Annotated in this window: 20 protein-coding genes, 1 tRNA gene and 1 pseudogene; 14 read left to right on the top strand and 8 right to left on the bottom strand. The window is 64.2% G+C overall.

Annotated elements, in window-relative coordinates; genetic code table 11:
• Window positions 1-159: 159 nt before the first annotated feature.
• Entirely contained in the window at window positions 160-978 is an 819-nt protein-coding gene (locus G566_RS14815) for a transglutaminase domain-containing protein (protein WP_169522825.1), read from the bottom strand.
• A 503-nt stretch (window positions 979-1,481) separates the two neighbouring features.
• On the opposite strand from G566_RS14815, the gene G566_RS14020 reads away from it, so the two are divergent.
• The 3 genes from G566_RS14020 to G566_RS15925 all read left to right on the top strand — a co-directional run bounded on the left by G566_RS14020 (window position 1,482) and on the right by G566_RS15925 (window position 6,508).
• A complete protein-coding gene (locus G566_RS14020; protein WP_022680366.1) occupies window positions 1,482-2,900 on the top strand; it encodes a purple acid phosphatase family protein in 1,419 nt (472 codons plus the stop codon).
• A gap of 58 nt (window positions 2,901-2,958) precedes the next feature.
• Complete coding sequence (locus G566_RS0109120) at window positions 2,959-5,949, top strand: TonB-dependent receptor (RefSeq protein WP_022680365.1); 2,991 nt, start codon at window positions 2,959-2,961, stop codon at window positions 5,947-5,949.
• A 187-nt stretch (window positions 5,950-6,136) separates the two neighbouring features.
• Window positions 6,137-6,508, top strand: coding sequence for a Rap1a/Tai family immunity protein (locus G566_RS15925; protein ID WP_419185338.1), 372 nt, complete (start codon window positions 6,137-6,139; stop codon window positions 6,506-6,508).
• Window positions 6,509-6,684: 176 nt separating this feature from the next.
• Here the strand turns inward: G566_RS15925 and G566_RS15105 are convergent, their stop codons facing one another.
• The 3 genes and pseudogenes from G566_RS15105 to G566_RS0109115 all read right to left on the bottom strand — a co-directional run bounded on the left by G566_RS15105 (window position 6,685) and on the right by G566_RS0109115 (window position 8,973).
• Window positions 6,685-8,343 (bottom strand): trypsin-like peptidase domain-containing protein, encoded by a 1,659-nt coding sequence (locus tag G566_RS15105; RefSeq protein ID WP_169522823.1) that lies wholly within the window; start codon window positions 8,341-8,343, stop codon window positions 6,685-6,687.
• Between the two features lie 250 nt (window positions 8,344-8,593).
• A pseudogene (locus G566_RS15100) lies at window positions 8,594-8,692 on the bottom strand (excalibur calcium-binding domain-containing protein); the annotation flags it as partial.
• A gap of 204 nt (window positions 8,693-8,896) precedes the next feature.
• A tRNA-Arg gene (locus G566_RS0109115) sits at window positions 8,897-8,973 on the bottom strand.
• Window positions 8,974-9,049: 76 nt separating this feature from the next.
• Here G566_RS0109115 and G566_RS0109110 point away from each other — a divergent pair.
• Window positions 9,050-9,595 carry a hypothetical protein gene (locus G566_RS0109110; protein WP_022680364.1) on the top strand — a complete coding sequence of 182 codons (546 nt, stop codon included), beginning with the start codon at window positions 9,050-9,052 and terminating at the stop codon, window positions 9,593-9,595.
• Here the strand turns inward: G566_RS0109110 and G566_RS0109105 are convergent.
• A complete protein-coding gene (locus G566_RS0109105) occupies window positions 9,589-10,488 on the bottom strand; it encodes a P1 family peptidase (protein WP_022680363.1) in 900 nt (299 codons plus the stop codon). The two genes, G566_RS0109110 and G566_RS0109105, sit on opposite strands and share 7 nt — an antisense overlap.
• Before the next feature lie 87 nt (window positions 10,489-10,575).
• Here G566_RS0109105 and G566_RS0109100 point away from each other — a divergent pair, with 87 nt between their 5' ends.
• The 4 genes from G566_RS0109100 to G566_RS0109085 are packed head-to-tail and all read left to right on the top strand — an operon-like array spanning window position 10,576 to window position 14,272.
• The gene (locus tag G566_RS0109100) at window positions 10,576-11,676 is read left to right on the top strand and encodes a type III polyketide synthase (protein ID WP_022680362.1); all 1,101 of its coding nucleotides are present in this window, start codon (window positions 10,576-10,578) and stop codon (window positions 11,674-11,676) included.
• The gene (locus G566_RS0109095; protein WP_022680361.1) at window positions 11,673-12,401 is read left to right on the top strand and encodes a methyltransferase domain-containing protein; all 729 of its coding nucleotides are present in this window, start codon (window positions 11,673-11,675) and stop codon (window positions 12,399-12,401) included. The genes G566_RS0109100 and G566_RS0109095 overlap by 4 nt, the downstream gene beginning before the upstream one ends.
• Entirely contained in the window at window positions 12,398-13,480 is a 1,083-nt protein-coding gene (locus G566_RS14015) for an NAD(P)/FAD-dependent oxidoreductase (protein WP_022680360.1), read from the top strand. The genes G566_RS0109095 and G566_RS14015 overlap by 4 nt, the downstream gene beginning before the upstream one ends.
• A 21-nt stretch (window positions 13,481-13,501) precedes the next feature.
• Window positions 13,502-14,272: a precorrin-2 dehydrogenase/sirohydrochlorin ferrochelatase family protein gene (locus tag G566_RS0109085; protein WP_022680359.1), complete on the top strand. Its 771-nt coding sequence runs from the start codon at window positions 13,502-13,504 to the stop codon at window positions 14,270-14,272.
• A gap of 184 nt (window positions 14,273-14,456) precedes the next feature.
• Here G566_RS0109085 and G566_RS0109080 read toward each other — a convergent pair whose 3' ends face one another.
• The 3 genes from G566_RS0109080 to G566_RS0109070 form a co-directional block, all read right to left on the bottom strand.
• Entirely contained in the window at window positions 14,457-15,059 is a 603-nt protein-coding gene (locus G566_RS0109080; protein ID WP_051135999.1) for a hypothetical protein, read from the bottom strand.
• Between the two features lie 82 nt (window positions 15,060-15,141).
• Window positions 15,142-16,257: a hypothetical protein gene (locus G566_RS14010; protein WP_040605564.1), complete on the bottom strand. Its 1,116-nt coding sequence runs from the start codon at window positions 16,255-16,257 to the stop codon at window positions 15,142-15,144.
• A 46-nt stretch (window positions 16,258-16,303) separates the two neighbouring features.
• Entirely contained in the window at window positions 16,304-16,702 is a 399-nt protein-coding gene (locus G566_RS0109070) for a MerR family transcriptional regulator (protein ID WP_022680356.1), read from the bottom strand.
• 68 nt (window positions 16,703-16,770) lie between these two features.
• Here G566_RS0109070 and G566_RS0109065 point away from each other — a divergent pair, with 68 nt between their 5' ends.
• The 6 genes from G566_RS0109065 (at window position 16,771) to glcF (ending at window position 24,179) form a co-directional block, all read left to right on the top strand.
• Window positions 16,771-17,526: a MauE/DoxX family redox-associated membrane protein gene (locus G566_RS0109065; RefSeq protein WP_029131471.1), complete on the top strand. Its 756-nt coding sequence runs from the start codon at window positions 16,771-16,773 to the stop codon at window positions 17,524-17,526.
• Entirely contained in the window at window positions 17,523-19,469 is a 1,947-nt protein-coding gene (locus tag G566_RS15675) for a multicopper oxidase domain-containing protein (RefSeq protein ID WP_022680354.1), read from the top strand. Before G566_RS0109065 ends, G566_RS15675 begins: the two co-directional genes overlap by 4 nt.
• Window positions 19,469-20,164, top strand: a complete 696-nt coding sequence (locus G566_RS14005; protein ID WP_022680353.1) for a copper resistance protein B — start codon at window positions 19,469-19,471, stop codon at window positions 20,162-20,164. Before G566_RS15675 ends, G566_RS14005 begins: the two co-directional genes overlap by 1 nt.
• 135 nt (window positions 20,165-20,299) lie before the next feature.
• Window positions 20,300-21,784 carry an FAD-linked oxidase C-terminal domain-containing protein gene (locus G566_RS0109050; RefSeq protein WP_022680352.1) on the top strand — a complete coding sequence of 495 codons (1,485 nt, stop codon included), beginning with the start codon at window positions 20,300-20,302 and terminating at the stop codon, window positions 21,782-21,784.
• The gene (locus G566_RS0109045; RefSeq protein ID WP_022680351.1) at window positions 21,784-22,920 is read left to right on the top strand and encodes an FAD-binding protein; all 1,137 of its coding nucleotides are present in this window, start codon (window positions 21,784-21,786) and stop codon (window positions 22,918-22,920) included. Before G566_RS0109050 ends, G566_RS0109045 begins: the two co-directional genes overlap by 1 nt.
• Entirely contained in the window at window positions 22,917-24,179 is a 1,263-nt protein-coding gene (gene glcF / locus G566_RS0109040; protein WP_022680350.1) for a glycolate oxidase subunit GlcF, read from the top strand. The genes G566_RS0109045 and glcF overlap by 4 nt, the downstream gene beginning before the upstream one ends.
• Window positions 24,180-24,268: the final 89 nt, after the last annotated feature.

Here is a 24,268-nt window from a genome sequence, read left to right as displayed (position 1 = left end):
ATGTTGTTTTTATTACCCCGACAAGATCGGATTTTCTCGAAACAACGAAATTATTATTTCATTTTCAGATGCTTGCATGGAACACCGAGTTGGTGAGCAGGAACAAGTTCCGCAATTGTCACGAATTGTTCATTCGGACAGCGGCCCCACATTGCGGCGTCAGATAAGGCTTGCCGTGGTTGGCAGCGCCAATCCCTGTTCGCCATCCGCTGCAACAAACCCCTTGAGAATGCTGACCGCGAGGCTCCGGCCAGGCAGTTCAAACCGCAGATCGCGGCCGGCCGTCAGCGCAAAGCGTGTCCCGGGCAACGGATTGTAGCCGGGCTGAGATGGCCCAAGGCCATATTTAAGATGGTGCGAGACATCCCAATATTGCGCAGCCCCATCCACCTGTACCGCGATCCAGCAATGGCCCGGGCGCGAAAGGCTTTGCCCGGCCTTGAAGAACACGCCGCTGATGTACGCGGCGTCCATATTGCCCGCCCGCATCGCCGCAACGGCATAGCTGTGCGTGTCGACACAGGTTCCTGCGTGCGTGTCGCAAACCAGCGCCGGCATCGCAGCTTCGCCATCGCCCAGCCCGCGTTCGCGGCGACCATAAACGAAGCGCGCGTCGATATGTTCGATGATCCTGTTCACACGGGCCTGCCCGCATGTGGTGCCGGCCAAACCGTCGATCAGTTCTGCCAAGGCCACTGATGGTTGTTCGTGGGCGCCGCCGGTCGACCCGAACAGCCATGCCGGCGCCATCCCGGCCGCATCGCTGAAGTCCACGTCAACAACGGCACAGCCACCCTCCGGTTCGATCAGCAAGGCGCTCTGCCCGCTATTGCTTGCGGTCACCCGATCAAGGCAGTTTCCCGCCACAACATCGATCGCGATCACCGATTGTTCGGGCGTGTTGAATGGTACGCCGAACAGCAAGGGGGCACTGTTGGTTGCTGGCTCGGTGAGGGAGAAACGGACCCGCGTCGGCATGGCTGTTGTGCAAACCTCCGTCATCTCGATTCAGATCAACACAGAGAGCTGGCGCTGGCGTCAGCGGTGACCAGCGAGGCGAGCACCGAAGCCGTCGCCAGCCAAGCAGCGCCTTTGGCATTTGATCCGAGATGATCCTGACAGCCCGTCACGTCCACCTCCGATCGCAGTATGTGAGACCTGGCTACCGTTTGGTGGAGTCAGAGCCGTTGCGGAGGCATGAAATGAAAATGAACTGACAAAAACTTGGCGTGATCTGCACCTGTTTTGCGGCAGTTTTGGGGATTTGGGCCGATAGCGGTTTGGTCGGTTTGTGAACGCCGCGGGTGAAGCGCTCGAAGGGACGGCCACCTTTGAATGGCTGATTCCTGGCCTTCTAAAGGGGATCAACGTCCAGCGTGGCCAGTCTTGGGCGTGCAACATTTCGGACGCCACGGAGTCACAAACTGCCACTACGCCACCGCCAATATCAACAGCGCGGCGGGGGCTTCATGCGTGTTTTGATGACGGCGATAACCGCCATGGCTTTGGCCCTGCCGGTTCTTGCGCATGATGGTGACCATGGGCCGCCGCCGTGGCAGGGTGCCACGGCCTGGCCCGATCGCATCGTGGCGACCTTCGAAGGTGATCCGTCGCAAGCCTTTGCGGTGGCGTGGCGCACGGCTGCAAACGTCACCGCCACCCGCGCCGAAATCACGCTGGCCACACCGGATGCGCGAATCGATCTGACCGGACGCAGCGTCGCCGCCGTCACCGAACGGGTCGATCTCGATACGGTGATCGCCAATGGCCGCGCGCTGGCCGTGCAGGCCAACGACACGCTGCCCGCCGTGGCCTATCACAGCGTACGCTTTGATGGGCTGAAGCCGGACACGCTCTATGCCTATCGTGTGCAGGGCAGTGACGGCCACTGGAGCGAGTGGTTCCAGACCCGCACGGCGCCCAAATCCGGGCCGATCCTCTTCATCTACATGGGCGATGCGCAAAATGGCGTGCTGTCCCTGTGGTCGCGCACCATTCGCGCGGCCTTCCAAGCCGCGCCCGATGCGCGCTTCATGCTGCACGCCGGCGATCTGGTGAACCGTGGCAGCCGCGACATCGAATGGGCGGATTGGTTCAAGGCCGGCGGCTTCCTGCATGCCATGATCCCGGCGATCCCAGTGGCCGGCAATCATGAATATGACATGGCCGATCCCGCCGATGCCGCGCGCCGTCGCCTGCTCAGCCATTTGTGGCGGCCGCAGTTCCGGCTGCCGGTCGAGGCCGCGCTGCCGGCCGCCGTGCAGGAAACCGCCTATGCCGTGCATTATTCTGCCGATCTTGATGTGTTCGTGCTGGATACCAACCAGCCCGATCTGCAGCCACAGGCCGATTGGCTGGATGCGCAACTGAAAGCCTCCAATGCGCGCTGGCGCATCGTCACCATGCACCATCCGATCTTCAGCTCGGCCGGGGAGCGGGACAGCCCGGCCGGCCGGGCTCTGCTGCTGCCGATCTTGACGGCCAATAGCGTCGATCTGGTGCTGCAGGGTCATGATCACACCTATGCGCGCGGGCTGCTCAATGCGGGTGGCCAAGCGCCGCGTCGCGCCGGCTTCAAGGTGGGCGACACCTTGACCACGATGTTCGTGAACAGTGTTTCCGGCCCCAAGCAATATCAATTCCGCAAGCAGGGCTGGGATGATTACGCACCGACCGGTGTGAAACTGGAGCGGCAGGGCGAGAATGGCCAGTTCTTCCAGGTCATCGGCATCGATGGCAACCGCCTGAGCTACACCGCTTACACCGCCGACGGCGTGCAATATGACGCTGCGATCATCGAAAAGCGTGGGGCCACCAAGCGCTTGATCAAGAACGACAATAGCCAGCCGCCCACGCGGCGTTTCGGCAACACACTACCGTACAAGAGCCCGGATTTCTGAGAGTTCACCGCTGCGCACCCGCGCGGCTGCACGACAACAACCCACACTGGAGAAACCAATGAAACCGACCCGTTCCATTCTGCTGGCCAGCGCCGCGTTGAGCCTTGTCACGACCCTGCCCGCCGCTGCCCAAATGGCTGATTCTGCTGCCGCTGCTGATGCCGGCTCTGCTGCCAGCACCGGGCAGATCACCGGTGTTGTCACCGATGCCAGCGGCAGCTTTGTTGCTGGCGCCACCGTGCGCATCGAAGGTTCCTCGGTTGTCGAAAGCACCACGGCGCAAGGCCGCTTCACGCTGCGCGGCGCACCCGCCGGCCAGCAGAAGATCACCGTTCGTTATTTCGGCAGTGCCGACGTGACCCAGACGATCACTGTCGTCGCCGGCCAGGATACCGAAGTCAACGTGACTTTGGCAGCTGCGACCGGCACTGATGGCGAAATCACTGTCACCGCCTCGCGCCCGATCGCCGAATCACTGGCCGCTGCCTTGCAGGTGCAGCGCGCCTCGACCGCGCTGGTCAGCGTGCTCGCCGCCGATGCCGTCGGCCGCTTCCCGGATCAGAACCTCGCCGCCGCCATCGCCCGCCTGCCCGGCGTCGCCGTGCAGCGCGACCAGGGCCAGGATCGTTTCATCAGCCTTCGCGGCGCCCGCACCAGCTGGACCACGGTGTCATTCGACGGCATCAACGTGATCAGCCCGGCCGGCCGCGAAACCCGCTTCGACACCATTCCGGCCACCATCGCCAGCCAGGTGGCGGTGCGCAAGGCGGTCACCGCCGATCTGACCGGCGAAGCCGTCGCCGGCCAGGTTGACGTCCGCACCCGCAGCGCCTTCGATTATCCCGGCTTCAAGGTTGCCCTCGATGTCGGTGCCGGTTTCTCGGCACTGGGCGGTGGCCGCCAGTACAACTTTGCCGGGCACATCTCAGAACGTTTCTTCAATGACACCGTCGGCATCCTCTTGTCGGCCTCGCGCTTTGAAGTCGACATGGTCACCGACAATTTCGAAGCCGACCCTTGGGAAATTGCGCCGGAAGATCGCCTGCCGGGCTTCGCCGACCGCGTGTGGGCGCGCGAGTTTGAAAACAAGCTCTATCGCCTGACCCGTTCCAACACCGCCTTCAGCGGCAAGATCGATTGGCGCCCAGACAACAACAATGAAATCTTCCTGAGTTCGGTGCTCACCGAATTCCGCGACGACGAACTGCGCACCCAGTTTCTGTTCGATTTCGATCAGAATGCGGTCAGCACCGACAGCACGGCAGCCCAGGCGACCGCCCGCCGCACCGGTTATGCCGATATTCGCACCGGCAACACGCCGCTGCGAGGCACGCTGTTTGGCATTGAAATCGACAGCACATTGAACAGCCTGTCGTCACGCCAGCGCATCTTCACCAACACGCTGGGCGGCAATCACATCTTCGGCGAATGGAAGGCCAACTGGCGGTTGAACTACACCCGCGCCCAGGACGACGCCCGCCACCCGTACACCTCGACCTGGGTCAGCCCGTCAGATCGCACGCGGCGTCCCAGCATCGTCTATGATTTCAACGACCCAAGCGATAACAAGGTCGTCCTGTTCAATACGCTGGCCGATGCCAACCAGAATTATTCGCTGGGGGCCCGCCGCGATGTCATCACCACCACCGAGCTTGATTTCGTCACCATGAACCGGGCCAACAATCGGGCGCAGACCGATGCCTATACGGCGCGGCTTGATTTCGATCGCACCATTTCGCTGTTCGGTCAGGACACCAAGATCCAGTTCGGCGGCCAATACAACAAGCGCACCAAGGAAAACAATGTTTCGGTCATTGAAGCCCGCGCCGCTGATCTGACCGCCAAGGGCATTGCGCTGCCGCGGCAGGACGCGATCTCGACCAACGCACCACTCAAGGTCAACATTCCGATCGGCTACGGCTTCCGGTATCATGACAGCCAGCTGGGCAGCGACCTGCTGGACAGCTACATTGCCGCTGGCGCCTCACGCATCCAGCCCAACACCACCGAGAACAACTTCTACGAAGTCACCGAAGAAATCTTCGCCGGCTATCTGATGGGCACGATGTTCTTCGAAAACGGCAATATCGTCGCCGGGGTTCGCGGCGAGCGGGTGAACAACACCGGGCGGGCGAACGGCACCATCAACGGTGTGCGCCAGGAACTGAACACCAGCTCTGGCACCACTTTGTTCTTCCCCAGCCTGCATCTGAACTATGATGCCACAGACGAGATCAAACTGCGCCTGTCGCTGAATACGGGGGCGGCGCGGCCTGATTATGACTTGCTGCGTCCCAACCTGACGATAAACGACCCGCTGCTGACGATTTCGGGCGGCAACCCGTTTGCCGTGCCCGAAAAGGCGGTCGGCGTGGACGCCTATGTCGAATGGTACATGGGCAACCAAGGCTTCCTGTCGGTCGGCCTCTACTACAAGAAGGTCCGCGACATTCTGTTCGATTTCACCCAGCCGTTCGGCAACACGGACTTCGACCTCCCCGGGCTCGAGCGTTCGACCTACCAGATCACCACCGAGGTCAACGGCGGCAACGGCGATATCAAGGGTATTGAAATCGCCTATGTGCAGCCGTTTGGCGGGCTGCTGCGCAGCATCGGTGCACCGGAATGGATGGAAGGTTTTGGCTTCCAGGGCAACATCACCCTGAATCGCTCCAACGCCACGACGCCGGATGGCCGCAAGGTCAGGCTGCCCGATGCGTCCAACACCAATTACAACGCTTCGCTCTATTACGAACAATATGGTCTGTCCCTGCGCGCCAGCTGGCAATATCGCAGCGATTATCTGTTCGAAATCGGCAGCGCCGACGTTGGCGGCGATGGCTATTGGCAGAGTGTCGGCCGCCTCGATCTTTCGGCGCGCTATGCCATCAGCCCGCGCGTTGAAATGTTCGTCGACGCGACCAACCTGCTCGACGAACCGGGCCGTCGCTACCGCGGTATCCCGATCCGCGTGCTCGAGTTCGAAAAGTTCGGTGCCCGCTTCATGGGTGGCGTGCGTATCAACCTGGGCGGCAGCGGCAAGCGCTGACCCCGGGCATTCAAACATCAACTGTAAATGGGCGGGGTGGCAGCAATGCCGCCCCGCCTTTTTTGTGCGCCAGTTTACGGCGCAGCCAAGCCAACACCGCCGTATTTTCAGGACGCCTTATTCCAGCCCCACACAAGGGCAATAGGTTGGCGGGCAGCCTCGCGCCATCGGATATGGCGCGCAGAGCGTGACATGCACACGGCAGTGTCGGTCGCAGGTAAACCCCTCGGCCCAGCCGGTTCCGCCTTTAGAGCCGTTAGAGACAGGTAATAACTTATATAAAGCTTGCAGCAAAGACCTCACAGGTAAAACTTCGATGAAAAATGTACGATGCATGGTGTTTATTGGAAATATATTATTCACCAGAAAGTTGGTAATACTAGAAACAGCCGATGGGAAAAACTGTTATCCAATTGGGATGGATTTGTATCAAGTGGAAGATATTGTCCTATTTTATTTACGGGACAATCCTGCTCGTCGCCATTTGCCAGCGATCAATCTGGCAGTGGAGGCAATCACCCAGGCATTCCCTGCGTGCCATCCGCGTCAAGTTCGGTAACGGGGTGCCCTCCGATCCGCGCAGCGCGAACATGCCTCTTTTTACATCACCTGCCCACTCTACTTATTTTTCGTTCCCAGCGCCGCCACCTGAGTGAAAGCCAGCGGGCAAGCATCGCTGCGCGGTTGCCGAATAGCGGCGCTGGAACGGGCAGAGCAGCGGCTAGTCAATTTGGCTTAGGGCGCTTCATCGATTGAAACAGCGAAGTTGAGATTGCCTGAAACACCTTGACGCCATGTAGTTATTCCAATTAGTCGCCCTTGGGCATCGAAGAGTGCCCCACCCGATGATCCATGATCTATCGGAGCTGTAATTTGAATGTCTTTGACGCCATTCAAAATACGCAGCGCTGAAATAATTCCTTCAGATAGGGTGTTTTCTAGTCTCGCCGGCGATCCGATCGCGTAAACCTTTTCACCAACTTGCAAAGTTTCGTAACCGCGAACCTGCGTTATGGGGCTGAGGTTCAAATCTGTTTTGTAAATGCAGAGGTCGACGGACTTTTTGCCCTTTCCGAATTCTACCAGCTGCCACGCGCCATTAATTTTTACTCCAAACAAATTATGCCCTTCCGTGACATGGCAGTTCGTCAAAAGTTCATGGCTCGAAATGGCTACTGCGGATCCGCCCATGCCACCTTTTTGGCCCCGAGTTTCAGCCTGCATCAAGAAGACGCTAGCTGCATTCCTCTGATAGATTTCTACAGGCGAAAGTTCGCGGGACGTAATGACCTGGCGATGAGATGTTGCATTCTGAGCCGCAGGAGCTGCCTTCGACGAAGGAGTGTAAACAATGTCGAATTTAGAAAAGAGAAGGTTTCGCGCCTCCACCAGACCCGCATCTGCAGCAGCCTTGTACAACTCGATAGCGGTCGCGGCATCTTTCGCAACCCCAAGTCCATCTGCATAAAGATCGCCAAGATTCAGTGCAGCTTTTGGCGAGCCCAATGACATTGCCTTTACGAAATGAGTGACTGCTACGGCATATTCGGGTTGGGCGTAGTTTCGTGGAGGATTTGCCGCGTATTGGCCTAGGAAGTTTTCTGCGTCTGGATCGCCTTGATTTGCAGAACGCTGCAGCCACTCAAGCGCCTCTAGTGGAGGCGCCTTCGCGATTTCCATCAGGATGAGTCCGTATAACCGCTGAGCACTGGCATTGCCTGATCGGGCAGCCAGGAGGAACCAGCCGCCTGCCTCTTGCAGATCGCTCGGCGTACCCTTTGTCAAAAGTAACAAAGCCAATTCGATTTGGGCTTGCTCGTTCCCCCGTCGAGCATGCCAGTTCAGCGTGCCCCGGGCTTTTGCGACATCTCCCGCGTTAAGAAATTGGAATGCAGCTGCAAGACTGAAAGGTGCAATTTGCTCGCTCGGTGGCGAAAATAATTCCGCTCGTGAAGCCAAAATCACTTCTGGGTACGCCTGAAGTACATCCAAGGCTTTTGAACTACCGTCTGAGCCTAACTGTTTGGCACGGAGAAAATATGGCACAGCTTCTGTTCTCTTGATCGGCATTGATCCTTCGAAGCCAGTCATCAATTGGTAGCCCATCTCCCAGTTGGCTATTTTTGCCCATGTTGGATCAACACTTTGGGCCGCGATCTCTAAATAATGCAACGCTGAGTCGGAATTTTTGAAAACGCCGATACCATTTAAATAATATTTGTAGAGCTTAAAAGCGGCTGCTGCGGCTAATTCCGGACTGCCACCTTCCACCACCTTCGCATACAGCTTCGCGGCTTTGATATAATCGCCATTCTCATCAGCTTTGTTGGCTGATAGGAATGCAGTGTTGTTGAAAAAGCCTGCCTGCGCCGGCTGGGCGCCAACGAACAGCATTGATCCGGCGATTGCCAGCGCCGTCGTACGGGCGTGTTTTAGCATAAGACGTCTCCTGCCGCCCTGGGGAAGCGAACTGCGATCTCCTCTGCCCTTCGTGCGAATTACAAGACTCTGTGTCAATTGAGGGCTTAGCTCCCACCTCGATCCATGCTGGTGCGGACGGCGGGACACGAACCGGCACGAGGGATACCCTCCGAGGATTTTAAGTTTCTGACGACTTTCTCGCCACCTTCACATGCGCGTCGACTTACTCACACCCTAAGCCATCATGATCGCCGTCAAGATGCGGCCCATATCCCGGCTGTCCGCGCCTCAGCGGGGCTGCGCCTGCTGCTCTGACGGCATTACAGTTGGCCCTGCCCCCGGGGGGAGCGAATCAGGTAAGAAGAAACTTTGGGCCGCCTTTGGGAGGGCCCTGTTGGGCCAAACCGGCTCGACTGAAACCGGTCGGTCTGATGCCTATCTGATGCCCGGCGCCAAAATGAAATAAGCAGCCATAGGATGCCAGCGCCGCACGTGACGCTAAGTTCTTAAGAAATTGAGGAAAAAATGGTGCGCCCGGAACGATTCGAACGTCCGACCCTCAGATTCGTAGTCTGATGCTCTATCCAGCTGAGCTACGGGCGCACACCGTGAAGGCCGGCCTGATAGCCATGCGCGCGGGGCATTGCAACCTCTTCCTTGCCGTTTTAGGCGATAAATCATGCACCGCATGGCCCAGCCTCTTGTTCTTGCCCTTTTGCTGGTCGGTTGCGCCGGCCGATCCAATGATTGGCCCAGCCTGAACCCGCGTCCCGGTGAAATCTCGCCGATGGTGCCGCGCAACGTGCCGGGTGTCGGCCGCTGCCCCAGAGGTGACGCCGACTGCGCCCCCCCGGCTGAAGCCGTGTCCCCGGCCGCGCCCGACATGCCGGCACCCACCCCACCGCCAACGCCGGCCGCTGCCGAAACCGAGATTGCCGCGCTGGAAGCGATGGTGGCGCAGGTGGAAGCCGCCGCTGCCCCGGCCCGCGCCGCCCGTGATGCCGCGCGCGCGGGCGCTGCCGGCAGCGCCGCCGATTCGGCTGCTGCCTTGCAACGGGAAGCGACCGAATCCGCCCTGGGCGCCGCGCTGGCGCCGCTGGCTGGCGCCGATTATCGCCGCGCTTCGCTGGCTGAAGCCTTGCGTGACGCGCCGGCTGCGGCGGCCACGCTGGCGCCGCGTCTCGACGCCCTGGCGGGCCGCATCACGGCCTTGCAGGCTCAGTAGAGCCCGACAGCCTGGCGCACGGCAGCGGCCACCAGATCGGCGGCCACCGTGCCGATTTCGATCAGTTGCACATCGTCCACTGGTGTCTGGCCGGGGGGCGCGGTGGAGAGGGCGAAGAGGCAGTCGCCATCGAACGGCGTGTGGATCGGGCGGACGGCCCGCGTCAGCCCGCCCTGCGCCATCATCGCCACCCGCAAGGCCTGGGCGCGGGTGAGCGGCGCGTTGGTGGCGACCGCGCCGATGATCGTGTTGTCCCGCCCGAAGCGGCGATGTTTGGCCAGTTTTGGCATCTCCACCGGGCCGTCACCGGGCGGCGCATCGGCATAAATTTCGCCGAAACTGTTGGCAGCAATCAGCGCGCCAACAATGTTGCCATCATCCAGCACGCGCGAGACGCTGCCGATGCCGCCCGCCCGGCTGCCGGCCCGCGCGCCGAACCCGGCACCGATGGGCCCGTGGCCGTCACTGCCCGGCTGGCCGGTGGCGGCAAAGGCCTCCCGCGTCAGCCGGCGATAGGGTGGGTCCATGCCCCACGCCTTGTCGCCGCCATTGGTGATATCGAACAGGATGGCCGCCGGCACGACCGGCACCGCGGGCAGGCCGTCGCCCATCGGCAGGCCGCGCCCGGCAGCGGAAAGCAGCAGCGCCAACTCATCGCCGGCCGCCAGCCCGAACACCGAACCACCAGCCAGCGCCAGCCCGTGGGCGCGCTCGACCAGGTTGATGGGATTAAGTGCATCCGTCTCGCGCGTGCCGGGGCCACCGCCGCGCACGTCCACCGCCATCACCGCGGGTTCGTGTGGCAAGATCAGGGTGACGCCGGTGCGCGCCACATCGCAATGGGCATGGCCGACGTATATGCCGGGAACCGCGCTGATGCCTGATGAGTTCATGGCGCATCCATCGGCCGCAGTGCGTGCTGTTGCAAGCCCTGCCCAACCGGCGCACTGTCGCCCTTCAACTCAAAAGGAATTTCCGCGATGCCTGCCCCTGCAATCGCGCACATCAACCGTATCGGCACCGCGCTGCCGCCCAATGATGTGCACGAGGCGTTCGTGGATTTCGTTGGCGGCCTGATCAAGGATCGGCGCGACCAGTTGATCTTCAAGCGCCTGGTTGGCCGCAGCGCCATCGATCACCGCTGGAGCTTCTTTACGCCGGTGAAAGACCCGGACGGTTTCACCGCGGACGCCGAGGGTTTCTATCGTCCCGGCGCGTTCCCATCGACGGCCAAGCGCATGGCGCGTTTCGCCGCCACCGCGCCGGGCCTGGCTGAACAGGCCATCGCCGGGCTGGGTCTGTCGGCCGCGGAACTGCAGGGCATCACGCATCTGGTTGTTGCCAGTTGCACCGGCATGACAGCGCCGGGCATCGATCAGATCCTGGTGCAGCGCCTTGGCCTCAATCCCGGCGTGGAGCGCACGCACGTGGGTTTCATGGGCTGCTATGCGGCGGTGAATTCGCTCAGGCTCGCGCATCATTTCGTCCGGTCCGATCCATCGGCGCGGGTGCTGGTGGTCAATCTGGAACTGTGCAGCCTGCATTTTCAGGAAACGGGCGAACTGGAATCGTTGCTGGCCATGCTGCTGTTCGGCGATGGCTGTGCCGCCGCGCTGGTGACGGCTGATCCCACCGGCATCGCCCTCACCGATTTCCGCGCCGCCACCATTGCCGATTCCGCTGATACCATCACCTGGGGTGTGGGCGATCAGGGCTTTGACATGGTGCTTTCGGGCCGCGTGCCGGCGATCCTGCAACAGGCGCTGGCCGGCCCTGCGGGCGTCGATCTGTTGCATGGCCGCAGCCCGGATGAATATGGTGTGTGGGCCGTGCACGGCGGCGGCCGCGCCATCTTGGATGCGGTGGAAACCGGGCTGGGCATCGGGCAGGGCGCATTGAACTGGTCCCGCGAAGTGCTGCGCGAATGCGGCAACATGAGCAGCGCCACCATCATGTTCGTCCTGCAACGCATCATGGCCGGGATCGGCACCAGTGTGCCCAAGGGCGTGCCGGGCTTTGCTGTGGCCTTCGGGCCGGGCCTGGCGGCGGAAAGCTTCCGCTTTGAAACGGTGGGTGTGTGAACGCGAACGCCGTTCCTTCGGATTGGCCGCGCGCGCGGCTGGATTTCTCCAAGCGCGCCGATCTGCCGGAGGTGATGGATGCCGACGGGCTTGATCCCGCCACCTATGCCGCCGTCATCGCCGATCTGGCACAGGTCAACACGATAACGCTGGCGCGCTGGCCCACCATCGCCTGGCTGCGCAGGCAATTGCCCAGCCGCGTTGGTTTCACCTTGCTCGATGTCGGCTTCGGCCATGGTGACATGCTGCGCGCCATCGCCCGCTGGCTGCAGGGGCGCGGGCTGCACGCCGAACTGGCCGGCATCGATCTCAATCCGCGTTCGGCGCCGGTCGCCGCCGCGGCCACTGATCCGGCGCTGGGCATCACTTACCATACGGGCCGCGCCGAAGCGCTGGACTGGCAGCCCGATTTCATCATCTCGTCGCTGGTGGCCCACCACATGCGCGATGATGAACTGGTGGCGTTCATCCAGTGGATGGAGCGCACGGCCCGCGTCGGCTGGCTGATCAACGATCTGCACCGGCACTGGCTGGCCTGGGCCGGCTTTCGTACCCTTGCCTTTGTCTTCCGCTGGCATCCGATCGTGGCCCATGATGGCGCGCTGTCCGTGCGCCGCGCTTTCACCCGCGCCGATTGGGAGGCGCTGCTGACGGCGGCCGGCGTGGAGGCCGAAGTCCGCTGGCATTTCCCCTTCCGCTGGACGGTGGAGTCATGCCCGAAATGACGGCGCCGCTGATCATCGGCGGCGGCCTGGCCGGCGCGGCAGCCGGCATCGATCTGGCCAGATCGGGCCATGCGCCGCTGTTGCTGGAGCGCGAGACAGGCCCGCACGACAAGATCTGCGGTGAGTTTCTCAGTGGCGAGGCTGTTGCCGCGCTGGCCGGGCTGGGCGAGGATGCACGCAGCCTCGGCGCCGTCCCTATCACCCGTGTCGAGATCAACGCCGGCCAGCGCCAGGCGGCTGCCGCCTTACCCTTCCCCGCGCTTAGCCTGTCGCGCCGTGTTCTCGATGAAGCGATGCTGGAACGCGCCGCCACTGCCGGTGTGGAGGTGCAGCGTGGGGTGAACGTGCGCGGTCTGGCCGACGGCGTCGCCCAGACCAGCGCAGGAGACATCGCCGCGCCGGCCCTGCTGCTTGCCACCGGCAAGCATGATGTGCGGGGCCTGCCGCGTCCCGATGGGCCGGACGAGATTGGCTTCAAGATGTATTTCCGTGACCCAGCCCTGTCCCGCCGCCTTGCCAGCACCGTGGCCGTCACCTTCTTCGATGGCGGCTATGCCGGGCTGCAACCGGTGGAGGGCGGCCGGCTGAACCTGTGCCTGCTGGTCAATGGCGCGCATTATCGCGAGCTGGGCAACTGGCCCGCCCTGCTGGCGAGGTTGATCACCGAGCCAGCCCTTGCCGCGCTGGGCGATGCGGAACCCTTGCTGCCGCGCCCGCTCGCCATCTCCCGCGTGCCCTACGGGCATCTGGCTGGGCCAACGACGGACGGCCTGTGGCGGCTGGGCGATCAGGCCGCCGTCATCCCCAGTTTCTGCGGCGACGGCATGGCCATTGCGCTCGAATCTGGGCGGCTGGCGGCCACCATGCTGGCGCAGGGTGCCAGCGCGGCGGATTACAGCCAAGCGCTGCTCACCCGCACCCGCCGCCCTGTCCGCCTCGCGATGGCGGCGCTCGCCGTTGCCCGGCACCCGCTGGGGCGTTTGGCCGCCATGGCCGGGCTCTCTGCCATCCCCGGCGGCCTTGCGCTGTTGGCGCGCCTCACCCGCGTCGCTGATCCGCACGCACTTGCACCGGCCTGAACCGCAGGGCACAGCCGCGCCATGCAGCAACTGCCGATCTTCGTGAACCTCGCCGGCCGCCAGGTCATCCTTGTTGGCGACGGTGAACCCGCGGAAGCCAAGGCCCGCCTCGTCCGCGCCGCCGGCGGCGAACTGGTGGGCGAACATGCTGCTGAAGCCGTCCTTGCCTTCGTCGCCATCGAGGATGACGCTGAAGCCCTGGCCGCCGCCACCCGGCTGCGCGCGCGGGGCCTGCTGGTCAACGTGGTCGACAAACCCGCCATGTCGGATTTTCTGATGGGTGCCATCATCGATCGCTCGCCCGTGGTGGTTGCCATCTCCACCGCCGGCGCCTCGGCCAGCCTCGCCCGCGCCTTGCGCACCCGCTTCGAGGCGCTGCTCCCCGCCAGCCTCGGGCCATTGGCGCGCGCCATCCTCGCCGCCCGCGACGCGGTGGCCGCCCGCCACCCCACCCCCAATGATCGCCGCCGCCTCTGGGAACGTGCACTGGCGCAAGCGGGGCCACTTGATCCCTTCGCCGCACTGCCCGATGCGGACGCCGCTGTGTCGCGCGTGATCGAAGGCAGCTCCACTGCCACTCCTCAATTGCGGGAGATCGCGATCACCAGCGACGACCCCGGCGACCTCACCCTTAACCAGCTGAATGCCCTGGCCCGCTGCGACGCGCTGGTTGTGGTCGGCGCCGTCGTCCCCGCCATCATCGACCGCGCCCGCCGCGACGCGGCGCGGCTGGACGCTGTGCCTGATCCGTTGCCGGCGGGGCTGACGGTGGTGCTGCGGGACGAAGCGTAAGAGGGCCTCCGGCGTGCAGAGATGCAGTCCGTGCACCCGTTCGATTGCGGTCTGCCCTTGCAGCACGCGCACACATCAGCGCTGCAGGCGGGATTGATTGCCTGCGGCGCTGGTTTGGTGTCTGAATCGCTTGCCAAAAACGAAAGTGGGTGCAGGGCCTCAGGCCCTGCCCGCCGGAGGCCTCTTACTCTTTCCCGTTCTTCTTCGAAGCCGCCACCAGTGCATCCCATGTCGCCCAATCGATGGCACGGCCGGGGTAGGCGACTTTGGCGAACGGCCATTTGGCGCGCACCCAGGTCTGCACCCAGACGTAGAGTTCCGCATCAAAGCCGGCGTCATGTTCGGCCTTGGTCACCCACAATCGGACCACGGCATCATAGCCGGCGACAGTGCTGGGCGAGACATAGACGCTGCCGCGCTCGCGGCGGCCATCCGGGGTGAGCACGCCATAGGCGAAGGATTCGCGTTTCTGGAAACGGGCCGCTTCGTTCTCCATGTCGGCCATAGCATCGGCAGCGGTGAGGTTCTTGTGCGGCCAATCCGTGCTGCGGGTGAAGGTCCTTTGCAGATGATCGATGGACGACATGTAGGCTTCATAATCGATCTTTACCAAAGCTGGGCCCAGCGGCACGAGTTTGAAGGTGGCCGCTTGGGCCGCGACGGGCACCGTGAAGCCGGCGGGCACAAGTTGTGCGGCCTGCGCAGGCTGGGTTCTGGCGGCAAGGGGTGTGCACAGTGCGATCAGCGCCCCGATCACGGCTGCAGGGAAGCTCCTCAGGGCAGTCATGCTTGCTCCTCGATTACCCACATCGCCACAGAACAGCGGGTGTTGCGGATTGGCAAGTCGCCCCCGCGTCAGGCCTTGCTGATCAGGGCTGCGTAGCCAGTTGCGCGGCATAGAGTGCCACCCGGCCGCGCACCGGCGCTTCATCGCCCACATTGGCGGGCAGGCCCAGGGCCGGCAGCGTTTCCCGCGCCGCAACGCTGCCCTGTTCGGGGTGGAGCGAAATGGCGATGAGGATGGCGGTGCGCTGAGCGGCGGGAAGGCGGGATTTGAGCTCGGCAGCGACCAGCGTTGGCAGCTGGGATTGCAGCGGTTCAGTATCGTAAAGATCGGCCACGGCGGCGATCAGCAGCAGGTTGCGGGCGCGCTGGGTGAGATCGGGTTCGGCCGCGGCGGGCCAGTTATCGATCTGGCGCTGCACCCGCGCCAGCGCGCTGGCCGTGGCGGGATCGGGCGGTGAAATCGCGATGGGGGCGACATGAGCCGGACGCTCCAGCAATGCTGGCAGAGCGTAAATTGCCAGATCGGCGTGCGGCATCGGCGGGCCGGGCCGGTGCCAGACCAGCGCCGACAGGCCGATCCAAGCCGTGAACATGAGCGCATAAGGCCAGCGGCGCGGCCACAGGAAGGCGACCAGCAGCGTCGTGGCTGCCGTGCCGGCCAGTGCGAATAGCGCAGAGCTGGCCGCGCGGGTGCCGGTGCCGGTCAGCGCCGTCTGGATCGCCGTGCTGGCCCATTGGGCGGGCAGCAGGGTGAGCAGCCAGGCCGGCAGCATCGCAGCCGAAACCAGCATCGCTGCCTCTCCTGCGACCACGAACAGCGCCATCAGCCAGCCGTTACGCCCCATGGCGCGGGCAAATAATGTGCCGCGCGCAGCAAAGCTGAGGCTGGCCACGATCACCGCCAACCCGGTGGAAAACGGGTGCGGCAGGGCGGGCATGCCCAGCGCTCGCGCGATCAGGATCAGGCCCACCCCGGCAAGCAGCGCCAGGCCCAGGCCGATCCACAGCCGTCCAGCCGCCGCCGCGGCGATCATGCCCATGCCCATCAGCCCCACCGCCAGGATCGGTCCCCCGATCAGCGCCAGCGGTGCCGGCGCCGGCGCATCGCGCAGCAGCAGTATGGCCGCAATAGGCAGAACGGCCCCGGCCAGCATCACGGTCAGCCAGGCCAAAGGGGGATTATGTGCAAGGGCTTTCATGGCCGGCACATTGGGCGACACACCGGGCCGTGTCGAGCCGGGGCCATCAATGGCAGGCCTTGCCGGTGAAAGTGGCGATGATCGGGCAAGGGCCAGCCTTGCCGCTGGTGCATTCGCTGAGCAGACCCGACAGCATGGCGCGGGCGGCGGCAAGTTCGGCCATTTCGGCATCGAGCGCGGCCAGCCGCGTGCGGGTGAGCGCCTGGACGCGGGTGCGGTCGTCGCTGGCATCGAGCGCCAGCAGTTCGGATATTTCCTTCAGGCTGAAACCGGCGCGCTGGGCGGCGCGAATGAAGCGCAGGCGCTGCACGTCGGCTTCGTCATAATGGCGGACAGCGCCGCTGCTGGCGGGAACCGGCAGCAAGCCCTTGCGTTGGTAAAAACGCACGGTTTCGACGCCAACGCCGGCACTGGCAGCAAGGCGGGCGATGGTGAGATTGGTCATGGCTTGACTCCGTATCGCGGTACGGAGGGTATGAGGTTTCCATCGCTGATTCGCAAAGGATGTTTCCGATGGATGCACAGCTTCCCCGCACAGCCCTGCTGGTGCGCATGGCGTTGCCCGATCATGTCTGCCCCTGGGGCCTGCGCGCGCGCCATTTGCTGCGCAGCCACGGCTATGAATTCGAGGACCAACTGCTGACCAGCCGCGAAGAGGTGGAGGCGTTCAAGGCCGCCAACGACGTGAAGACCACCCCGCAGATCTGGATCGCCGGCCAGCGCGTCGGTGGCCATGATGATCTGCGCCAATGGCTTGGGCTGAAGCTGCATGACCCGAAGGCGATCAGCTATCGCCCGGTGATCGCCCTGTTCGGCATGGCCGGCGCGATGGCGCTGGCGCTGAGCATGGCGACCATGGGCACGCCCTTCACGCTGCACGCCGCCGAATGGTTCGTTGGGATGGCGATGTGCCTGCTCGCCTTTTTGAAGCTGAAGGATATTGAAGGCTTTGTCACCGGCTTCATCGGCTATGATCTGCTGGCGCGAGCGTGGCTGCCTTATGCCACTGTCTATGCGTGGGCGGAGGCTGCGGCCGGCGTGCTGATGTTGTCGGGCCAATTGGTCTGGCTGTCGTCGGCAATTGCGCTTTTCATTGGCTCCATCGGCGCAGTCTCGGTGATCAAGGCGGTCTACATCGAGCGCCGCACGCTCACCTGCGCCTGTGTCGGCGGCGGCAGCAACGTGCCCCTGGGCTTTGTGTCGCTGCTGGAGAATGTGACGATGATCGCCATGGCCTTCTGGATGCTGGCGATGCATGGAGCGGCATGATGTTGCGACTGCTTCTCCTTGTTACTGGCCTGTTGCTGCCCGCACTGGCGCAGGCCGGCACTTATGATCTGGTGGTCGAACGGGCAGCGATGCAGATCGTGCCTGGCCGCACCGACAGCGTGATCGCGATCAACGGCACCGTGCCCGGCCCAACCTTGCGCTTCAAGGAGGGCGAGGAAGCGGTGGTGCGCGTCACCAACAAGCTGAGCGCCACCACCTCCATCCATTGGCATGGGCTTCTGGTCGATGGTGCCTATGATGGTGCGCCGGGGTTCAACGGCTTTGCCGGCATCGCGCCGGGCGAGACCTACACCTATCGCATCCGCATAAGGCAGAGCGGCACTTATTGGTATCACGCCCACAGCGGGGGCCAGGAACAGGCCGGCCAATATGGCGCGCTGATCATCGCGCCCAAGGCCGAGGACCCGATCAAGTCTGATGTGGAGCATGTGATCCTGCTGTCGGACCACACGCGTGAAGATCCGGCCCGGGTGCAGAAAAATCTGAAAAGCGATTCCGGTTATTACAACTGGAACAAGCGCACGCTGCCCGAGCTGATGCGTGATGCGAAGAAATTCGGGATGAAGGCGACCATGGCCGAGCGCGCGGCGTGGGGCGACATGCGCATGGATGCGACCGATATCGCCGATGTCACCGGCTATGCGCTGTTGATGCACGGCCGGCCAACCGCGGCGGGGCCGACCCTGGCCTTCCAGCCCGGCCAGCGCGTGCGGCTGCGCTTCATCAACGGCAGCGCAATGAGCTTCATGGACATCCGCATTCCGGGTGTGCCGATGACCATCGTTGCCGCCGATGGCCGGCCGGTGCAGCCGGTGACGGTGGATGAATTCCGGATGGGCGTGGCTGAAACCTATGACGTGATCGTGGAGCCACCGGCCGGCGCCCATGCCCTGTGGGTGGAAACACTCGACCGGCGCGCCAGTGTGCTCGGGCGGTTGACCAGTGATCCGGCGCTCACCGTGGCCGCACCGGCCGCTCGGCCGAAACAGGTGCTGCTGCTGGCCGAGATGGGCCATTCGATGCCAGCGCCGGGCGAGGCCTGCACGGCCGAACACGCCGCAATGGGCCATTGCCAGATTGCCGGTGTGACGCCTGTTGCGGCTGGCGCTGCCGACCCTGATTGCCCACCGGAGCATGCGGCGATGGGCCATTGCACCCCCAAGGCTCCCGCGGCCGTGAAGCCGGCTGACCCTGATTGCCCGCCGGAACATGCCGCCATGGGCCATTGTACCCCCAAGGCCGCCGGCCCGCGTGCCGCCACTGCCGTGGCGCTAGCCGAGAAGCCTGCGGGCGGCACGCCCTTCCCGGTGGTCGATTATGGCTATGGCAAGGACCCGATGGCCGGGATGGACCACAGCAAGATGAAGGGCATGATGAACATGCCGGTGCTGGGCAAGGAAGGCGACACTGATGGTTCGGGCCGCGTCTTTGGCTGGGCCACCGGTGCGCCTTATGGGGCCCGCGTGCTCTCCATGCGCGACCTGGTGGCGCTCAATCCCAAGGAGACCGCGCCGCCGACGCGGGAGATCATCGTGCGGCTGCAGGGCAATATGGAGCGCTATATCTGGACGCTGAACGGCCACAAGTTCGGCGAAGGCCCGCCCATCGACGTGAGGTTTGGCGAGCGCGTGCGGGTGACCTTCATCAACGAAACGATGATGGCGCACCCGATGCACCTGCACGGCATGTTCTTTGAAGTCGAAAACGGCCAGGCGCCGGGGCTGATGCCGGAAAAGAACGTGATCGTGGTGGCACCGGGGCGCACCCAGTCGATCATCCTGACGGCGAACGAAGCCGGCGAATGGCCGCTGCACTGCCACCTGCTCTATCACATGAATTCGGGCATGATGGGCAAGCTGGTGGTGGCCAATGTGCTGGGCCCGGATGGCAAGGCCGTGCCGGCGGCGGGTCATGTCCATTGATGCGCGCCGTCCTGCTCGCCGCGTTGCTGGCGGCGCCCGCCTTGGCGAAGGATGGCCACGGCCACGGCGATGCCATCAACAACTACACGCTGGTCGAAGAGGCGGACATCACCCGCTTTGACGGCAAATGGGTTGCCAACTGGGAAGTGCAGGGCTGGATTGGCGGCGATGTGAACAAATTCTGGTGGCGCACCGAGGGCGAGACCAAGGGGCCGCGGCTGGAGCAGAGCGAGTTCCAGGCGCTCTACAGCCGCAACATCGCGATGTTCTTCGATGCGCAGGTTGGCTTGCGCCACGATATCCAGCCCGACGCCCGCAGCTATGCCGTGGTGGGCGTCCAGGGCCTGTCGCCCTTGTTCTTCGAAACCGAAGCGCATGCCTTCTTCGGTTTCAAGGGCGACGTGCTGCTGCGGCTGCGCCAGTCGTTCGATCTCAGGATGACCAACCGGCTGGTGGTGCAGCCGTTGTTCGAGACCGACATCTATCTGACGCGCGTGCCGGAACGGCTGATCGCGCCGGGCCCGGCCATCATCGAGGCGGGCGTGCTGACCCGCTACGAAATCACCCGCCGCGTGGCGCCCTATGTTGCGGTGATGTTTGAGCGGCGGCTGGGCGAGTCAGCGCGGCTGGCGCAGGCCGCGGGCGAAAATCCGGGCGGCTGGTCGCTGCGCACGGGTGTGCGCTTCTGGTTGTGACGCCAATAATCGCCGAGGCTTCACATTTCGTGATCACCCGACTTGGTGCACAGGCTGCAATCGCCGCCGGAGAGCGGTACAGGGTCGCGTATTTGGCCCTAGCAAAGCAGGCGGGCTTCGGCGCAGGATGAACGCATGAAGATGCCCGAACCCGACGCAGCTGTCATGGCCCGACAGGCCCAGATCGCCGCTGCCCTCGCCGCCATTGTGCCGGATGGGGTAATCGCCGATTCGGCAGGCGTCTCACCTTATGGCAGCGATGGGCTGGTGATGTACCGGCAGAGCCCGCTAGCCGTGGTGTTGCCGCGCACGACCGAACAGGTAAGCAAGGTCCTGGCTTGGTGCCATGCCAATGGCGTGAAGGTGGTGGCGCGCGGATCGGGCACGTCGCTTTCGGGCGGGGCGCTGCCGCTGGCCGATGGCATCGTGCTGGGCATGGCGCGCTTCAACCGCATCCTGAGCGTGGATTACGACAATCGCTGCGCCGTGGTGCAGCCTGGTGTCACCAATCTCGCCGTCTCCCAGGCCATTGCCCACAAGGGCTTTTACTACGCGCCCGATCCGTCCAGCCAGATTGCCTGCTCGATCGGCGGCAATGTCGCGGAAAATGCCGGCGGGGTGCATTGCCTGAAGTATGGCACCACCAGCCCCAATCTGCTGGGGGTGGAACTGGTGCTGATGGACGGCACGGTGCTGCGGCTGGGCGGCCCGGGGCAGGAACAGGCCGGCTATGATCTGCTCGGGCTGGTGTGCGGTTCCGAAGGGCTTTTGGGCGTCGTCACCGAAGCCACGGTGCGTATCCTGCCCAAGCCGGCCACGAGCCGCGCGCTGCTGCTGGGTTTCCCTTCCGTTGCCGATGCCAGCGATTGCGTGGCGGCCATCATTGCGGCCGGCATCATCCCGGCGGGCCTCGAGATGATGGACGCGCTGGCCGTCCGCGCCGCCGAAGATTTCGTGCAGGCCGGCTATCCCACTGATGTGGAAGCGCTGATGATTGCCGAAGCCGATGGCAGCGCGGCGGAGGTGGACGATCAGCTAGCCCGCATCACCACCATCGCAAATGCTCACAACTGTACCCACCTGCGCGCCTCCACCGACGAGGCGCAGCGCCTGCTGTTCTGGGCCGGGCGCAAGGCAGCCTTCCCCGCCGTGGGCCGCATCGCGTCGGATTATTATTGCGTTGATGGCACCATCCCGCGCCGGCAGCTTGGTGCGGTGCTGGGCGAGATCAGCGCCATCGTTGCCCGCCATGGCCTGGGGGTCGCCAATGTCTTCCACGCTGGCGACGGCAATCTGCATCCGCTGGTGATGTATGATGCCTCCGTGCCGGGCCAGACCGAGGCCGCAGAGGCGGCCGGCGCCGAAATATTGATGGCCTGCGTTGATGCCGGTGGCGTGCTGACCGGCGAACATGGCGTGGGTGTCGAGAAACGCGATCTGATGGAACACCAGTTCAGCGCCACCGATCTTGAGGTGCAGAGCCGGCTGAAATGCGCCTTTGACGAGCACAGCCTGCTCAATCCCGGCAAATTGTTCCCCACCTTGTCGCGCTGTGCCGAAATGAACGCCATGCACGTCCACGGTGGGCAGCTGCCGTTCCCCGAACTCCCTAGATTCTGATGGCTTATCGTCCTGCCACGATCGAGGAACTGGCCGAGATGATTCGCGATGCAGCGGTGCATGGGCGGTCGTTGGCCGTGTCCGGCACCGGCAGCCGGCCCGGCATCGGCCCCGGCGCCGCAGACGCGGACCTGGATCTGACCGGCCTTGGGGGCAGCATCGATCATGATCCGGGCGAATTGCTGCTCACCCTGCCGGCATCGACGCCGCTCGATCATGTCGAAAAGCTGTTGGCCCAATCCGGCCAGTGTCTGGCGTTCGAGCCGCCTTCGCCCGATGCAATCTGGGGCCTGGGCCACGGCACCATCGGCGGCGCCGTGGCGAGCGGGCTTTCCGGCCCGCGCCGGCCCTTTGCCGGGGCGTGCCGCGATCATGTGCTGGGCCTGTCTGGCGTGACCGGGCGCGGCGAGATCTTCACGGCGGGCGGCAAGGTGCTCAAGAACGTGACGGGCTTTGATCTGCCGCGCCTGCTCACCGGCTCACGTGGCACGCTGGCGGTGTTGACACAAATCACTCTGAAAGTGCTGCCGCTGGCGCCTGCGCAGGCGACGCTGCAGCTGCCCGCCGACACGGCGGCCAAAGCGGTGCGTATCATGGCCGATGCGCTGATGGTTGATGGCGGTATCACGGGCGCGGCGTGGAGTGAGGGCGAGGTGCAGTTGCGCATCGAATCCAGCCCGGCCGTCCTGCCGGCGCTGGTGGACGCCGCCCGCGCCCGGCTGCCCGCCAGCAGGCTGATCGAGGGCGACGCCAGCCGCGGGCTTTGGACGGCGATCGCCAGCCTTTATGGCCATGTGCAAGCCGACGAAATCATCTGGCGTTGCCCGCTGCCCGCCAGCCGCGCGCCGGCGCTGGCCGCGTTGTTGCCGCCTGATGCGCGCCTGCGGCTGGATTGGGCCGGCGCCCTGGCCTGGGTGCTGCTGTCGGCTGGTGCCGCTGATCTCGATCTGCATGCGCTTGTGGCGCAAGCCGCCGGGCGCGACGGCCACGCCGAACGGCTGCGCGGGCCGGCCTCGCCCATCCCGGCACGTGCGCCACTGGAGCCGGGTCTGGCGGCCCTGTCAGCGCGGGTGAAGGCGCAGTTCGATCCGGCCGGCATCCTCTCTCCGGCGGCGGCACCAGGGGGCGCGGCATGAGCAGTATCGATGTCGCCGCTGCGCAGGATCGCATCCGCAAATGCGTGCATTGCGGGTTCTGCACCGCCACCTGCCCGACCTATCTCGTCACCGGTGATGAGCTGGACAGTCCGCGCGGCCGCATCTGGCTGATGAAGGACATGCTGGCCAACCCGGAAGTGGCTCCATCGCCGCGCGCCGTGCATCATATTGATCGCTGCCTGTCGTGCCTGTCATGCACCACCACCTGCCCTTCGGGCGTGGATTACATGCATCTGGTTGATGCCGCCCGCGCCCATATCGAAACCACCCATCGCCGGCCGCGGCCCGATCGGCTGCTGCGCGCCTTGCTGCCGGCGGTGCTCACCCGGCGCGGCCTGTTCCGGGCGTTGCTGCGCGCTGGCCGGCTGGTGCGCGGCCTGGCGCCCCTGTTGCCCGCCCGTCTGGCGGCCATGCTGGCGATGGTGCCGGATGCCGTGCCGGCACCGGGCCTGGCTGAACGCCGGGCGCCGCTGCCGCCTGTGGGTGCCCGCGCCGGCCGGGTGATCCTGCACCTGGGCTGTGTGCAGCCGGTGTTGCGCCCGGCCATCGACGATGCCGCGCTGCGCCTGCTTGCCCGCCACGGGGTGGAGGTGGTGATCACCCGGCAGTCGGCCTGCTGCGGTGCGATCGATCATCACCTGGGACGGGAAGCCGCTGCCGCCGCCCATGCCCGCGCCAACATCGAAGCCTGGGAAGCAGCTGGCGCTGTTGATGCCATCATCATCACTGCATCGGGCTGCGGCACGGTGATCAAGGATTACGCAGCGCTGTTTGCCGATGATCCTGCCATGGCCGCCCGCGCCGCCGCCGTTGCAGCCCAAGCGCGCGACATTTCCGAGTATCTGGCGCTGCTGCCATCGCTGCCGTCGCAAATCGCGCCGGGCTTGCCTGTTGCTTGGCACAGTGCATGTTCGCTGCAGCACGGCCAGCAGGTGAAGGCGGCACCGCGCCGGTTGCTGGTGGCCGCCGGCTTTGACGTACGAGATCCGGCCGAAGCCCATATCTGCTGCGGATCGGCCGGCAGTTATGCGATCCTGCAGCCCGAAATGTCGGCCACACTGAAGGCCCGCAAGCAGGCCGCGCTGGCCGCCACGGGCGCCCATATCGTGGCCACCAGCAACATCGGCTGCATCGGCCAGATCGCCCGGCCCGAACTGCATATCGTCCACATGGTGGAACTGCTGGACTGGGCCAGCGGCGGGCCGACGCCACTGGGCCTCCCGATGGAGAATCGCTGATAATCTGCATTGTCTGAAAGGGCGCCAGCCTCAACTGACGAGCCAAGCCTGTTCGCCGGCCAGCACGTCGTTCGGCGTCTCACCGGTCT

The organism is Sandarakinorhabdus limnophila DSM 17366 (assembly GCF_000420765.1).
GTDB classification, from domain to species: Bacteria; Pseudomonadota; Alphaproteobacteria; order Sphingomonadales; family Sphingomonadaceae; genus Sandarakinorhabdus; species Sandarakinorhabdus limnophila.
This window is presented reverse-complemented; position numbering and strand designations above follow the sequence as displayed.